The sequence below is a fragment of the Streptomyces sp. BRA346 genome, from assembly GCF_052851135.1.
Genome location: NZ_JAIWIH010000031.1, coordinates 1 through 14,052 on the forward strand (window position 1 = coordinate 1; position 14,052 = coordinate 14,052).

13 protein-coding genes are annotated in these 14,052 nt (G+C 71.7%); 7 read left to right on the forward strand and 6 right to left on the reverse strand.

The genetic code is table 11. The annotated features are described in order from the left end of the window. The 4 genes from LCH29_RS30980 to LCH29_RS30995 form a co-directional block, all read left to right on the forward strand. Nucleotides 1–304: sensor histidine kinase (locus LCH29_RS30980; protein ID WP_446465009.1), on the forward strand; the 304-nt coding region annotated here is incomplete at its 5' end. 110 nt (nucleotides 305–414) lie between these two features. After that, nucleotides 415–1,074, forward strand: coding sequence for a LuxR C-terminal-related transcriptional regulator (locus LCH29_RS30985; RefSeq protein WP_446465070.1), 660 nt, complete (start codon nucleotides 415–417; stop codon nucleotides 1,072–1,074). A gap of 243 nt (nucleotides 1,075–1,317) precedes the next feature. Beyond that, nucleotides 1,318–3,267 (forward strand): 2-oxoacid:acceptor oxidoreductase subunit alpha, encoded by a 1,950-nt coding sequence (locus LCH29_RS30990; RefSeq protein ID WP_446465010.1) that lies wholly within the window; start codon nucleotides 1,318–1,320, stop codon nucleotides 3,265–3,267. Further along, a complete protein-coding gene (locus tag LCH29_RS30995; RefSeq protein ID WP_446465011.1) occupies nucleotides 3,260–4,342 on the forward strand; it encodes a 2-oxoacid:ferredoxin oxidoreductase subunit beta in 1,083 nt (360 codons plus the stop codon). Before LCH29_RS30990 ends, LCH29_RS30995 begins: the two co-directional genes overlap by 8 nt. Nucleotides 4,343–4,418: 76 nt before the next feature. On the opposite strand, the gene LCH29_RS31000 is transcribed toward LCH29_RS30995, so the two are convergent. Further along, nucleotides 4,419–4,787 carry a winged helix-turn-helix transcriptional regulator gene (locus LCH29_RS31000; protein ID WP_446465012.1) on the reverse strand — a complete coding sequence of 123 codons (369 nt, stop codon included), beginning with the start codon at nucleotides 4,785–4,787 and terminating at the stop codon, nucleotides 4,419–4,421. Between the two features lie 106 nt (nucleotides 4,788–4,893). Between LCH29_RS31000 and LCH29_RS31005 the strand changes: the two genes are divergently transcribed. The 3 genes from LCH29_RS31005 to LCH29_RS31015 all read left to right on the forward strand — a co-directional run bounded on the left by LCH29_RS31005 (nucleotide 4,894) and on the right by LCH29_RS31015 (nucleotide 8,073). Further along, nucleotides 4,894–5,751: an SDR family oxidoreductase gene (locus LCH29_RS31005; protein WP_446465013.1), complete on the forward strand. Its 858-nt coding sequence runs from the start codon at nucleotides 4,894–4,896 to the stop codon at nucleotides 5,749–5,751. A 140-nt stretch (nucleotides 5,752–5,891) separates the two neighbouring features. Further along, the gene (rarD, locus tag LCH29_RS31010) at nucleotides 5,892–6,878 is read left to right on the forward strand and encodes an EamA family transporter RarD (protein WP_446465014.1); all 987 of its coding nucleotides are present in this window, start codon (nucleotides 5,892–5,894) and stop codon (nucleotides 6,876–6,878) included. A gap of 193 nt (nucleotides 6,879–7,071) precedes the next feature. Next, nucleotides 7,072–8,073 carry a M28 family metallopeptidase gene (locus tag LCH29_RS31015; RefSeq protein WP_446465015.1) on the forward strand — a complete coding sequence of 334 codons (1,002 nt, stop codon included), beginning with the start codon at nucleotides 7,072–7,074 and terminating at the stop codon, nucleotides 8,071–8,073. A gap of 48 nt (nucleotides 8,074–8,121) precedes the next feature. On the opposite strand, the gene LCH29_RS31020 is transcribed toward LCH29_RS31015, so the two are convergent. The 5 genes from LCH29_RS31020 to LCH29_RS31040 all read right to left on the reverse strand — a co-directional run bounded on the left by LCH29_RS31020 (nucleotide 8,122) and on the right by LCH29_RS31040 (nucleotide 14,034). Beyond that, nucleotides 8,122–9,105, reverse strand: coding sequence for an ABC transporter permease (locus LCH29_RS31020; RefSeq protein WP_446465016.1), 984 nt, complete (start codon nucleotides 9,103–9,105; stop codon nucleotides 8,122–8,124). Beyond that, a complete protein-coding gene (locus LCH29_RS31025; RefSeq protein ID WP_123103572.1) occupies nucleotides 9,092–10,045 on the reverse strand; it encodes an ABC transporter ATP-binding protein in 954 nt (317 codons plus the stop codon). The genes LCH29_RS31020 and LCH29_RS31025 overlap by 14 nt, the downstream gene beginning before the upstream one ends. A 21-nt stretch (nucleotides 10,046–10,066) precedes the next feature. Beyond that, a complete protein-coding gene (locus LCH29_RS31030; RefSeq protein WP_446465017.1) occupies nucleotides 10,067–11,344 on the reverse strand; it encodes a LolA family protein in 1,278 nt (425 codons plus the stop codon). Nucleotides 11,345–11,583: 239 nt separating this feature from the next. Next, entirely contained in the window at nucleotides 11,584–12,591 is a 1,008-nt protein-coding gene (locus LCH29_RS31035; protein WP_446465018.1) for a polyprenyl synthetase family protein, read from the reverse strand. Between the two features lie 237 nt (nucleotides 12,592–12,828). Continuing rightward, nucleotides 12,829–14,034, reverse strand: a complete 1,206-nt coding sequence (locus LCH29_RS31040) for an FAD-dependent oxidoreductase (RefSeq protein WP_446465019.1) — start codon at nucleotides 14,032–14,034, stop codon at nucleotides 12,829–12,831. Between the last annotated feature and the right edge of the window lie 18 nt (nucleotides 14,035–14,052).

Consider the following 14,052-nt stretch of genomic DNA (forward strand, 5'->3'; position numbering starts at 1 on the left):
CACCGACCTCCCCGAACGCCCCGCACCCGCCATCGAAGGCATCGCCTACTTCACCGTCTCCGAACTCCTCCAGAACATCAGCAAACACAGCAACGCCCGAACCGCCGACGTCGACGTGTGGCGCGCCGAGGGCCGGGTGATGCTGCGGGTCGGCGACGACGGGCGGGGCGGGGCGAGCGTGTCGGCCGGTGGCAGCGGTCTTGCGGGGCTGGCCGAGCGCATCGAGGCGGTGGACGGGGTGCTGATCGTGCACTCCCCGCCCGGCGGCCCGACCTCGGTGACGGTCGAGCTGCCCTGGCGCTGACGCCCCGCGCCCCGCCGCGCGCGGTATGCGCGGCGGATTCGTCCGGATCCTGGAATGCTGGCTCCGTCAATTCGAACGGCAACTGGGGGCCGGGCATCGTGGAAGACAGAGTGCGGGTGGTCATCGCCGAGGATTCGGTGCTGCTGCGGGAGGGCCTGACCCGGCTGCTGACCGACCGCGGCCATGAGGTCGTCGCGGGGGTGGGGGACGCGGAGGCGCTGGTCAAGACGATCCGCGCGCTGGCCGACGAGGGTGCGCTGCCGGATGTGGTGGTCGCCGACGTACGGATGCCGCCCACCCACACCGACGAGGGGGTGCGGGCCGCCATCCGGCTGCGCCAGGACCATCCGGGGCTGGGGGTGCTGGTGCTCTCGCAGTACGTGGAGGAGCAGTACGCGACCGAGCTGCTGGCCGGGAGCAGCCGCGGCATCGGCTATCTGCTCAAGGACCGGGTGGCCGAGGTGCGCGAGTTCGTGGACGCGGTGGTGCGGGTCGCCGGCGGCGGCACGGCGCTGGACCCGGAGGTCGTCGCCCAGCTGCTGGGCCGCAGCCGTAAGCAGGATGTGCTGGCCGGGCTCACCCCGCGGGAGCGGGAGGTCCTGGGCCTGATGGCCGAGGGCCGGACGAACGGGGCGATCGCCCGGCAGCTGGTGGTGAGCGACGGCGCGGTGGAGAAGCACGTCAGCAACATCTTCCTGAAGCTGGGCCTGTCGCCGAGTGACGGGGATCACCGCCGGGTGCTCGCGGTGCTCACCTACCTCAATTCCTGACACCGTCCCGACACCTGCGGTCGTAGGACCAAAGCGGGACCGAAGCCGAGCGAGGGACTCACCTGAAATGACACCACGGGGGTGGGGGAAAGTCATGCCGTACCGTGACATCACGGACACTCTGCGCGGGATCCCACAGGGGATCCGACCAAGGAAGGCGAGCCTTACCGACGTACGATGGCCATGGGACAACCGGTCGGCACCGACGGTCCAGGTGCGCCGCCTCGAGGGAGGTCCGAAGCAGTGACCAGCCAGGTCAGCCCGGCCGAGCAGGCCGAACCAGCCGATCAGCAGGGCGAGCGAGGGCTCGCCGGGGAACGGGGAACACCGGACGGCGGCAAGGAGGTCCGCCGTCTGGATCGCGTGATCATCCGATTCGCGGGTGACTCCGGTGACGGCATGCAGCTCACCGGAGACCGGTTCACCTCGGAGACGGCGTCCTTCGGGAACGACCTGTCGACCCTGCCGAACTTCCCGGCGGAGATCCGCGCCCCCGCCGGCACCCTGCCCGGAGTGTCGAGCTTCCAGCTCCACTTCGCCGATCACGACATCCTCACCCCCGGCGACGCGCCGGACGTCCTGGTGGCGATGAACCCGGCCGCGCTCAAGGCCAACCTGGGCGACGTACCGCGCGGCGCCGAGATCATCGTCAACACCGACGAGTTCACCAAGCGCCCGATGGCGAAGGTCGGATACGAGCGCAGCCCGCTCGAAGACGGCTCGCTGGACGCGTACCAGGTCCACCCGGTGCCGCTGACGACGCTGACCATCGAGGCGCTGAAGGAGTTCGGGCTGTCCCGGAAGGAGGCGGAGCGCAGCAAGAACATGTTCGCGCTCGGCCTGCTGTCGTGGATGTACCACCGGCCCACCGAGAACACCGAGACGTTCCTGCGCCAGAAGTTCGCCAAGAAGCCGCAGATCGCCGAGGCGAACGTGGCGGCCTTCCGGGCCGGGTGGAACTTCGGCGAGACGACCGAGGACTTCGCGGTCTCCTACGAGGTGGCGCCCGCCGCCACCGCCTTCCCGGCCGGGACGTACCGGAACATCTCCGGCAACCTGGCGCTGTCGTACGGGCTGATCGCCGCGTCCCAGCAGGCGGACCTGCCGCTGTTCCTGGGCTCGTACCCGATCACCCCGGCCTCCGACATCCTGCACGAGCTGAGCAAGCACAAGAACTTCGGCGTGCGCACCTTCCAGGCGGAGGACGAGATCGCCGGGATCGGCGCGGCGCTGGGCGCCGCGTTCGGCGGGGCGCTCGCGGTCACCACCACCTCCGGTCCCGGCGTGGCGCTGAAGTCGGAGACCATCGGGCTCGCGGTCAGCCTGGAGCTGCCGCTGCTGGTGATCGACATCCAGCGCGGCGGGCCGTCCACGGGGCTGCCGACCAAGACCGAGCAGGCCGATCTGCTCCAGGCGATGTACGGGCGCAACGGCGAGGCCCCGGTGCCGATCGTGGCCCCGAAAACCCCGGCCGACTGCTTCGACGCCACGCTGGACGCGGCGCGGATCGCGCTCACCTACCGCACCCCGGTCTTCGTCCTCTCCGACGGCTATCTGGCCAACGGGTCGGAGCCGTGGCGGGTGCCGGAGGTCGACGGCCTGCCGGATCTGCGGGTCCAGTTCGCGACCGGCCCCAACCACACCACCGAGGACGGCACCGAGGTCTTCTGGCCGTACAAGCGCGACCCGCAGACCCTGGCCCGCCCGTGGGCGGTGCCCGGCACCCCGGGACTCGAACACCGCATCGGCGGCATCGAGAAGCAGGACGGCTCCGGCAACATCTCGTACGACCCCGCCAACCACGACCACATGGTCCGCATCCGGCAGGCCAAGGTGGACGGCATCGAGGTCGAGGAGCTGGCGGTGGACGACCCCACCGGCGACGCCCGCACCCTGGTGCTGGGCTGGGGGTCGACGTACGGGCCGATCACCGCCGCGGTGCGCCGGGTGCGCCGGGCGGGCGACCGGATCGCCCAGGCGCATCTGCGCCACCTCAACCCCTTCCCGGCCAACCTCGGCGCGGTGCTGGCCCGCTACGACAAGGTCGTCGTGCCCGAGATGAACCTCGGCCAGCTCGCCACCCTCATCCGCGCCAAGTACCTCGTCGACGCCCGCTCCTTCACCCAGGTGCGGGGACTGCCGTTCAAGGCCGAGCAGCTGGCGACGGCCCTCAAGGAGGCCATCGATGACTGAGACCGTCTCGCAGCCGCCCACCGCCCTGGCCCAGGCGCTGTCCCTGGTGCCCAAGGCCGAGGGCAAGCAGTCCATGAAGGACTTCAAGTCCGACCAGGAAGTGCGCTGGTGCCCCGGCTGCGGCGACTACGCGATCCTCGCCGCCGTGCAGGGCTTCATGCCCGAACTGGGGCTGGCGAAGGAGAACATCGTCTTCGTCTCCGGCATCGGCTGCTCCTCCCGCTTCCCGTACTACATGAACACCTACGGGATGCACTCGATCCACGGCCGCGCCCCCGCCATCGCCACCGGCCTCGCCGCCGCCCGGCGCGACCTGTCGGTGTGGGTGGTCACCGGTGACGGCGACGCGCTGTCCATCGGCGGCAACCACCTCATCCACGCCCTGCGCCGCAATGTGAACCTGAAGATCCTGCTCTTCAACAACCGCATCTACGGGCTCACCAAGGGCCAGTACAGCCCGACCTCCGAGGTCGGCAAGATCACCAAGTCCACCCCGATGGGCTCCCTGGACGCCCCGTTCAACCCCATCTCCCTGGCGCTCGGCGCCGAGGCGGGCTTCGTCGCCCGCACCGTGGACTCCGACCGCAAGCACCTCACCCAGGTGCTGCGCGAGGCCGCCGCCCACCCGGGCACCGCGCTGGTGGAGATCTACCAGAACTGCAACATCTTCAACGACGGCGCCTTCGACGCGCTCAAGGACAAGGAGCAGGCCGAGGAAGCCGTGATCCGGCTGGAGCACGGCAAGCCGATCCGCTTCGGCTCGGGCGGCGCCAAGGGCGTCGTACGGAACCAGGCCACCGGCGACCTGGAGGTCGTCGCGGTCACCGCGGAGAACGAGGGCAGCGTCCTGGTCCACGACGCCCACGCGGCCTCCCCCACCACCGCGTTCGCACTGTCCCGGCTGGCCCACCCGGACACCCTGCACCACACCCCCATCGGGGTGCTGCGCGACGTCCAGCGGCCGGTCTACGACGACCAGATGTCGACCCAGATCGACGCCGCCGTCGAGCGCAAGGGCAAGGGCGACCTCGGCGCGCTGCTCGCGGGCAACGACACCTGGACCGTCGTCGGCTGAGCCGTACCGGATCCGACACGCAACGCGGCCAGGCCGGGTCTACGCACCCGGCCTGGCCGCGTCGTATGCCGCCCCGCTACGACGCATCAGCCCGGGCCGCGTCGTAGGTCTCCCGGGCCGCCAGCACCCGCGGGGCGTACTCCTCCGCCCAGCCCGCCAGCGCCCCCACCCGGCTCGCCGCCTCCCGGCCCAGCTCGGTCAGCGAGTAGTCCACATGCGGCGGGATGACGGGGTGCGCCTCGCGGTGGACGAAGCCGTCGCGCTCCAGGGTCTGGAGCGTCTGGGCGAGCATCTTCTCGCTCACCCCGCCGATCTCGCGCCGCAGCTCACTGAAGCGGTACGTGCCCTCCAGCAGCGCGGCGAAGACCAGCACGCCCCAGCGGCTGGTCATGTGCTCCAGGATCAGCCGCGAGGGGCAGACCGCGGGGTCATCACTTACCTTCATGCCAGTACCTTACGTCAAAGTGGGTACTTTCGAATCGTTAGCGCTGTGTCTAGGGTGGGTCGCGCATCGGACAGCATCGGACAGCAACAGAGAAAGAGACACCCTCATGAGCATCGTCGTCACCGGAGCCACCGGGCAGCTCGGCCGCCTCGTCATCGAGGGCCTGCTGGGGAAGGTTCCGGCGGACCGGATCACCGCGGTCGTGCGCGACGCCGACAAGGCCGCCCCGCTCGCCGCCCGCGGCGTCACCCTCAAGGTGGCCGACTACAGCCGCCCCGAGACGCTGAGCGGCGCCTTCGCCGCGGGTGACAAGGTGCTGCTGATCTCCGGCAGCGAGGTCGGGCAGCGCGTTCCGCAGCACCAGGCGGTCATCGACGCCGCCAAGGAGGCCGGGGTCGCGCTGTTCGCGTACACCAGCGTGCTGGGCGGGCCCGACGCCGACTTCACGCTCGCCGACGAGCACAAGGTCACCGAGCGGGCCGTCATCGAGTCCGGGCTGCCGTACGTCCTGCTGCGCAACGGCTGGTACAACGAGAACTACACCGAGCGGCTGGCCCCCGTGCTGGAGCACGGCGCCGTCGTCGCCGCCGCGGGCGAGGGCCGGGTCGCCTCCGCCGCGCGCGCCGACTACGCGGCGGCCGCCGTCGCCGTCCTGACCGGCGAGGGCCACGAGAACACGGCGTACGAGCTGTCCGGCGACACCGCCTGGAGCTTCGCCGAATACGCCGCCGAGATCGCCCGGCAGACCGGCAAGGAGATCGCCTACCGCGCCGTCTCCGCCGACGAGGTGCGGTCCATCCTGACCGGCGCGGGCCTGCCCGAGCCGCTCGCCGCCATCCTGGCCGACGTCGACACGGCGATCGAGCGCGGGCTGCTGGCCGCCACCCCCGGCGACCTGTCCCGGCTGACCGGCCGCCCGACCACGCCGATCGCGGACTCCCTCGCGGTGGCCCTCAAGGGCTGACCAGGGCCGACCCCGGACGCCAGGGCACGGCCCGCCCGTCAGTCCCATATCGCGGATACGGTGATGACAGGCGGGTCGCCCGGCGCTACCGTCGGACGGGCCCCCTCGCCAGGGCGGTCACGCCGTCGGGGAGGGCCTTCATGCAGCCGCAGAAACAGCCGCAGCCGCACCACCAGGACCGCGCCGGTCTCCTCTACGGCTTCGCCGCGTACGGCCTGTGGGGCCTCGCCCCGCTCTTCTGGCCGCTGCTGCAACCCGCCGGGGCGGTCGAGATCCTCGCCCACCGCATGGTCTGGTCGCTGGTGGTCGTCGGGCTCCTCCTGCTGGTGCTGCGCCGCTGGTCCTGGGTCGGCCCGCTGCTGCGGCAGCCCCGGCGGCTCGGTCTCGTGGCGCTCGCCGCGACCGCCATCTCCGTCAACTGGGGCCTGTACATCTGGGGTGTCAACAGCGGGCACGTCGTCGAGACGGCGCTCGGCTACTTCATCAACCCGCTGGTCAGCATCGGCTTCGGCGTCCTGCTGCTGCGGGAGCGGCTGCGCCCCGCGCAGTGGGCGGCGGTCGGCGTCGGCGTGGTGGCGGTGGGCGTACTGGCCGTCGGCTACGGCAAGCTGCCCTGGATCGCCCTCACGCTGGCCTTCTCCTTCGCCACGTACGGCCTGGTCAAGAAGCGCATCGGGCTGGACGGGCTGGAGTCGCTGGCCGCCGAGACCGCCGTCCAGTTCCTGCCCGCGCTCGGCTTCCTCGGCTATCTCACGATGCGCGGCGACAGCACGTTCGGCAGCGGCGGCCTGGGGCATTCGGCGCTGCTGGTGAGCTGCGGGCTGATCACCGCGGGGCCGCTGATCCTGTTCGGCGCCGCCGCGGTACGGCTGCCGCTGTCGACGATCGGGATGCTCCAATACCTCACGCCGACCTCCCAGTTCATCCTGGGGCTGGTCGTCTTCCACGAGTACATGCCGCCGGAGCGATGGGCGGGCTTCGCCCTCGTCTGGGTCGCGCTCGCGCTGCTCACCTGGGACGCGCTGCGGACCGGTCACCGCGCCCGGCGGGAGCTGGCGGACGCCGCGGCCCTGGCGGCCGCGGCCCCGGCCACTGCCAGGAAGGCGGAGGCGGCGGAGGCACCGTAGGGACCGATATCCGGCGGGTGATGTCCGGTTTCCGCTCTTGACGGAGGGTCAGCCCCACCCGGAGCATCAGCCTCGCGCCATCGCGGCGTCACATTGTCACATCGCTCCACCACCCCCATGGGTATACGTACGTACGTGCATCACACAGCGTCACGTCCTTCCGTGCAGTCCCCGTTCGGAATCGGAGCCCCCCATGTCGTCATGTGCTGATCCGCACCGCGCCCCCCGAAGATCCGCGTCCCGCCGGACGGCCGCCGCGATCGCGGCCGGAACGGCGATCGCCGCCCTGGTCTCGGCCGCCCCCGCCACCTCCGCGGCCGCCGCGGCTCCCCCGCCGCCTCCGGCGGCCGCCGCCCTCGCCGTGCCGGACGTGCCCCTCGCGAACGTCAAGGCCCATCTGACCAAGCTCCAGTCCATCGCCACCGCCAACGGCGGCAACCGCGCCCACGGCCGTCCCGGCTACAAGGCGTCGCTCGACTACATCAAGGCCGCGCTGGACGCGGCCGGGTTCACCACCACGGTCCAGCAGTTCACCTCCAGCGGCTCCACCGGCTACAACCTCATCGCCGACTGGCCCGGCGGCGACACCGACAACGTGGTGTTCTCCGGCGCCCACCTGGACTCCGTCAGCGCGGGTCCCGGCATCAACGACAACGGCTCGGGGTCCGCCGCGGTCCTGGAGACCGCGCTCACCGTCGCCCGCTCGGGGCTGAAGCCCACCAAGCACCTGCGGTTCGCCTGGTGGGGCGCCGAGGAGCTGGGCATGGTCGGGTCGCGGAAGTACGTCAACGGCCTGTCGTCCGCCAACCGGGCGAAGATCGACGGCTATCTCAACTTCGACATGATCGGCTCGCCCAACCCGGGCTACTTCGTCTATGACGACGACACCCGCATCGAAGGCGTCTTCAAGGACTTCTTCGCCACCAAGGGCGTTGCGACGGAGAGAGAGACGGAGGGCGACGGGCGCTCCGACCACGCCCCGTTCAAGAACGCGGGCATCCCGGTGGGCGGCCTGTTCAGCGGCGCCGACTACATCAAGACCGCCGCCCAGGCCCAGAAGTGGGGCGGCACCTCCGGTCAGGCCTTCGACCGCTGCTACCACCGGTCGTGCGACACCACGACCAACATCAACGACACCGCGCTGGACCGCAACAGCGACGCCATCGCGTACGCCGTCTGGACGCTGTCCTCCTGACGCACCGGCATCACGGTCCGAGCGTTCGTACCCGTCGGTGCGGACCGCTCAGACCGTGATGTCCTTCGCGGTGAACCGGGCCCAGGCCGCCGAGCCGAACACCGCCAGATACAGCCCCTGGAGCTCCACGTTCTTGATCAGCTGGTCCCAGTAGACCGGCTGGCGCAGCAGATCCGCGAAGCTGAGCCAGTAGTGCGGGAAGAGATACGGGTGGATCGCGTGCAGCTGCGGGATCGTGTCCAGGATCTGCACGGTGACCACGAGCCCCACCGTGGTCGCCATGGCCGCGATGCCGCTGTTGGTGAGGGTGGAGACGAACAGGCCCACCGCCGCGATCCCCACCAGTGACAGCGCCACGGCGCCCGCCACACCGAGCGCCCGCACCAGCGCGTCACCGAAGGACACCGAGGTGCCGGAGATCAGCGTGACATCGCCGAGCGGGAACAGCATCGCCCCGGTCGCGAGTCCGGCGATGGCCACCGCGAGGGTCGCGGCCAGGCAGAACGTCAGGACGGTGACGAACTTGGCGAGCAGCAGCCGGGTACGCCCGGCGGGGGCGACCAGCAGATAGCGCAGCGTCCCCGGGCCCGCCTCACCGGCGATGGAGTCCCCGGCGATCACGCCGATGGCCATCGGCAGGAAGACGGGCAGCGTCGCCGCCAGCGCTGCGAAGACGAGGAAGATCCCGTTGTTGGTGATCTGGGAGAAGAAGGCGGGCCCGTCGCCGCTTCCTCCGCCACCGCCACCGCCGCCGCCCCCGCCTCCGCCGCGGCCGAAGCCACCGCCGTCGCTGGTCTCGATCTTCACGGCGACGCCGATGAGGACCGGGACGGCCGCGAGCACCCCGAGCAGCGCCAGCGTCCGCCAGCGGTGGAAGGTGGTGGACAGCTCGCTGCGGAAGAGGGCCAGCGCCCACAGCGGACGCGGCCGGGGCGCCTCGTACGACTCTCCGGTCCCGGGCGTCCCGCGTTTTTCAGCCGGTTCAGCCGTTTCGGCCGGTTCAGCCGCTCCAGCCGCTTCAGCCCGCGACATCGAATCCCTCCCCGGTCAGCGCCACGAAGGCGTCCTCCAGCGAGGCGCCCTCGGCGCCGAAGGCCCGTACCCGCACCCCGGCGCGCACCAGGGCGGCGTTCAGGTCGGCGGGCTCGGGCGCGGGCGAGGGCAGCTCTCCGGTGACCCGCTCCTCCAGGACCACCAGGTCCGTCACCCCGTGCTCCTTGAGGACGCGGACGGCGTCGGCCGGATCCGGGGTGGTGACGGACAGCCTGCCGCGGCTGCCCGCCGCCAGCTCGGCGACCGTGCCCTGGGCGATCAGACGGCCCTGGGCCATGACCGCCGCATGGGTACAGACCTGTTCGATCTCGTCGAGGAGGTGGGAGGAGAGGAAGACCGTGGTGCCCTCCCGGGCCAGCTCGCGCACCAGGGTGCGGATCTCGCGCATGCCCTGGGGGTCGAGCCCGTTGGTCGGCTCGTCCAGCACCAGCAGCTCACGCGGCTGGAGCAAGGCGGCGGCCAGGCCGAGGCGCTGCTTCATCCCCAGCGAGTACGCCCGGGCCTTCTTCCCCGCCGCGGCCCCGAGCCCGACCCGGTCCAGGGCGGCCGCGGCGCGGGCGGCACGGGTGCGGGGGTCGGCGGTGGGGTCGGCGGCGTCGTAGCGCAGCAGATTGTCCCGGCCGCTCAGATACGGATAGAGGGCGGGCCCCTCGATGAGGGCGCCCACCCTCGGCAGGACGCTGCGGGCGGCGCGCGGCATCGGCCGCCCCAGCAGCCGGGCGCCGCCCGAGGTAGGCTCGATCAGGCCCATGAGCATGCGGATGGTCGTCGTCTTCCCCGAGCCGTTGGGCCCGAGGAAGCCGAAGACGCTGCCGCGCGGAACGGTCAGGTCGAGCCCGTCGACGGCGAGCTGCCCGCCCCGGTAGCGCTTGGTGAGCCCGCGGGTCTCCACCACGGCATCGGCGGACGGCTCGTCCACGGGCTCTCCTTCCCTGTGCTTCTACTTGGCCTTGTCGGCGGCCGCGACCAGGGCGTCCTTGTCGACCGCGCCGACGAAGACCTTGCCGTCGTCGGTCATCAGCGCGTTCACCAGGCGGGTGCTGAACACCGTGCCGGAGCCGAAGTCGCCCTTGACCTTCTTGCCGAAGTTGCCGAGGAGACCGGAGGCCGCTCCGCCGTCGCCGCCCGGGGCGGAGGGAGACTCGCCGGTCGCACCGGTCTTCTGGCCGTCGTCGAGGCGGGCGATGGTGTCCCAGCCCTTGCCGGTGATGTTCTTCAGCCCGGACAAGGGGCCGCCGGACATGGCGTCGGCGCCGCCCGGCCGCTCCGTGAAGCCCTTCTCGCGGTGGTCGGCCTTCCCCCGGTGGCCGGCGGCGCCGTCCTCGGTGACCTTGGCGCCCTTGGGCGGGGTGAAGTCGAAGGTGCCCGCGGCGGGCTTGCCGAAGTCCACCTTGGTGAAGCCCACGTCGACGGCCGCCTTGCCGCCGCTCTTCGGGGTGAGGGTGAACTTCAGCGGCACACCGTTGTCCGCGTCGACCGCGATACGGATCGAGCCGACCGTGGACGCGCTCTGCTTGGGCTTGATCAGCAGCTGGTAGGCGTCCCGGTCGGCGACCCGGGTGGTGCCGTCGACCGTCACCTCGGTGGTGTCGTCCACGGCGGCGAGCATCTGCTTCGCGAGCTGCTGCGGGGTGGCGCCCCGCAGGTCACGGGGTGCCTCGCGCTGGTGGTCGCGCTTGCCCGCGGCGTCCTTCGGGGCGGTGGAGTGGTAGACCGAGTTGCTGCCGCTGTCGTACGCCCACAGCTGGTCACCATTGTGGATCATGCTGTACTCGGCGGCGTTCTCGACGATCGACACCTTCTGCTGATCGGGGCCGTCGGCGGCCACCCGCAGGGTGTGCGTACCGGACACCAGCTCGGCGAGCTTGGACTCCGGCGAGGCCGTCGCGCCCTTCTCGCCCGCGAGGTCGTTCGCGGCACCGGCGAGGGAGCCGCCGCCCGGCAGCGTGGGGAGGCCCAGATCGGTGGTGATCTTCAGCGAGCCGGACACCTGCTGCTGGTCCGAGGCGGCCATCTTGCTGATCAGCTGCTGTGCCGTGATCTTCGGCAGATCCGGGGCGCCGCCGCTGGCCAGCGCCGGGACGAGCCCGATCGTCGCGGCCGCGATGCCCGCCACCGCGACCGGAGCCCCGTAGCGGAGCGCCTTCGTACGCCGTGTTGGTCGCTCCTCGTCCCAGAAGCCGTCGTCGGCGACCTGTATCGGTCGGATCCGTGCCATGTTGCTCTACCTCCGTCGTCGGCGGCGGTCGTCAGCCTGCACTCGTCCACCTCTCGGGCCATTGTCTCCCGATCCCGCCATGTGGTGGTGTGTTCATCCCACCAAAACGGGAGCGCCGATACGTCAGCCCGCAGGATCACGTCCGTGTACTGCTCGGGTATGACGGCCCGCGCCCCGGGGCGGATCCCCCTCGGGGTATCCCGTAGGGGGTGTCGTGCCGATCAGGCCGGATCCGGGGGTCACCCGGCCCGGTGGGCCACCGCGTCGCACAGGCCCTCCAGGGCCGACTTCGCCGGGCCCTCCGGCAGGGGGGCCAGCATCGACCGGGCCTCCGCCGCATAGCGCAGCGTGTCCTGGCGGGCCTGCTCCAGGGCGGGGTGGGCGCGCAGCAGCCGCAGCACCTCCGCATGGCGGGCGTCGTCGGTGAGGTCGCCCGCGAGCAGCTCGCACAGCTCCCGGTCCTCCGGCGCACCGGTCACCTCCGCCTGCGCCCGCAGATGCAGGACGGGGAGGGTGGCGATACCCTCGCGCAGATCGGTGCCGGGGGTCTTGCCGGACTCATGGCTGTCGCTGGCGATGTCCAGTACGTCGTCGGCCAGCTGGAAGGCCATCCCGAGCCGCTCGCCGTACTGGGTCAGGATGTTGACGATGGACTCGTCGGCGCCCGACATCATCGCGCCGAACCGCCCCGAGACGGCGATCAGCGAGCCCGTCTTGCCCGCGAGGACGTCCAGATAGTGCTCGATGGGGTCGCGGCCGCGCGGTCCCGCGGTCTCCAGGATCTGGCCCGTCACCAGCCGCTCGAACGCCTCGGCCTGGACCCGCACCGCCTCCGGACCCAGATCGGCCAGCACGTGCGAGGCGCGGGCGAAGAGGAAGTCACCGGTGAGCACCGCGACGGAGTTGCCCCAGCGGGCGTTGGCGCTGGGCACCCCGCGCCGCACCTCGGCCTCGTCCATCACGTCGTCGTGGTACAGCGTGGCCAGATGCGTCAGCTCGACGACGACCGCCGAGGGCACCACACCGGGGGCGTACGGGTCGCCGAACTGCGCGGCCAGCAGCACCAGCAGGGGCCGGAAACGCTTCCCGCCCGCGCGCACCAGATGCTGGGCGGCTTCGGTGATGAACGGCACGTCACTCTTGGTGGCCTCCAGCAGGCCCTCTTCGACAGCCGTCAGCCCGGCCTGGGTGTCGGCTTCCAGAGTCCGGTCCCGCACGCTCAGCCCGAAGGGCCCGATGACGCTCACGGGGTACTCCTGTCTGCCTACGTTCACGCGGAATGTCGATGTGTCGCCGCCTCCACCAAAAGGCAGCGTATCCGGTCGGGTATCGATCACTGTGGGCGCCTTCCCGCCTTGTGCGCCGCACAAAGCCCTCGCCCGGATCGACCGGCTTCTCCACACCGTCCCGCGATCACCAGCAGATCATTCATCATGCGGCCCCCGACCGTTCACCGATCGGGGGCCGTCAGCCCGCCAGGGGCCTCATCCGTGCGCCGTGGCCACCGCCTTCGCCAGCCGGGGCGACGCGTACTCCGTGCCGCAGACGAACCGCATCGCCGGGCCGAAGGAGGCCGCCGCCGGAATTCCCGTGAAGTACAGCCCCGGTACGGACGAGCCATACCCGGCGTCCAGCCGGGGTCCACCGGCGCCGGTGACCACTGCGGCGCGCAGCTCGGGGCCGAGGAAGCCGAGCGCGGCCAGATTCATCCGATAGCCCGTCGCGGCCAGCACATGGTCCGCGGCCAGCTCGCCGACCCGGCCGCTGCCGCCGCGCAGCGTGAGCACCGCGCGGCCGCCGTCCTCCACGGTGACCCGGGTGATCCGCACCCCCTGGGTGACCTGCACCCGCCCCGCGAAGCGCCCGCGCAACCACCAGGCGCCCTTGGGGCCGAGCACCGAGCGCACCAGATACGCCCGGAGCGGTGCGGGCAGCCGCCGGAAGCCCGCCGCGTGGTACGACAGCGCGTACAGCGACCAGGCGCGCCCGAAGGGGGACACGGGCCGCAGCCGGGGCTGACGGTCCGGCGGGGCGCCGAAGGCGACCGCGGCCCTCCCGCGGGCCACCACCCGCACCGACGCGGCGCCCGCCTCGGCCAGCAGCACCGCGCTCTCCAGCGCCGACTGCCCGGCGCCGACCACCACGACCTCGCGCCCCGCGAATTGTCCGAGGTCCCGGTGGTGCGAACTGTGCGAGACCGGCCCGGCCGCCGACGGCCCGTCGGGGACGGCGGCGGCGAACTCGGCGGGCAGATGGGCGAGCCCGCTGAGCCCGCTGGCGACGACGACGGCCCGCGCCGTGAACTGCTCCCCCGAATCCAGCTTGAGCTCGAAGCGGCCGCCCCGCCGGTCGACGGCCACGACCCGGGTCCGCTCCAGCTCCGGCACCAGCCGCTCCTGGAACCACAGCCCGTACTCCGCGAAGGTCTCGACGGGGATGATGTCCCAGTCGGACTGATACCGCTTGCCGCCCACCGCGTGGCAGTAGTCGAGCAGAGTGTGCCCCGGCTGCGGTGCGTCGATGGTCGACGCGACCGGGGTGGACTTGAGCAGCATGCCCGCGGGCATCTGCTCGCGCCAGCTCACCATCGGCTCCCCGAAGACGCGGACGGGCAGGCCGCGGGCGCGTAAGTGGGCGGCGGTCGACAGACCGTACGGACCGGCCCCGATGACTGCTACCGGATCGTTCACGAATCCCCTCCCCAAGGT

Excerpts from the sequence above, each read along its gene's own strand:
- LCH29_RS31030 (WP_446465017.1), bottom strand. The coding sequence starts at position 11,344 with ATGGCACGGATCCGACCGATACAGGTCGCCGACGACGGCTTCTGGGAC.
- LCH29_RS30995 (WP_446465011.1), top strand. The coding sequence starts at position 3,260 with ATGACTGAGACCGTCTCGCAGCCGCCCACCGCCCTGGCCCAGGCGCTG.
- LCH29_RS31015 (WP_446465015.1), top strand. The coding sequence starts at position 7,072 with ATGTCGTCATGTGCTGATCCGCACCGCGCCCCCCGAAGATCCGCGTCC.
- LCH29_RS31000 (WP_446465012.1), bottom strand. The coding sequence starts at position 4,787 with ATGAAGGTAAGTGATGACCCCGCGGTCTGCCCCTCGCGGCTGATCCTG.
- LCH29_RS31005 (WP_446465013.1), top strand. The coding sequence starts at position 4,894 with ATGAGCATCGTCGTCACCGGAGCCACCGGGCAGCTCGGCCGCCTCGTC.
- LCH29_RS31020 (WP_446465016.1), bottom strand. The coding sequence starts at position 9,105 with ATGTCGCGGGCTGAAGCGGCTGGAGCGGCTGAACCGGCCGAAACGGCT.
- rarD (WP_446465014.1), top strand. The coding sequence starts at position 5,892 with ATGCAGCCGCAGAAACAGCCGCAGCCGCACCACCAGGACCGCGCCGGT.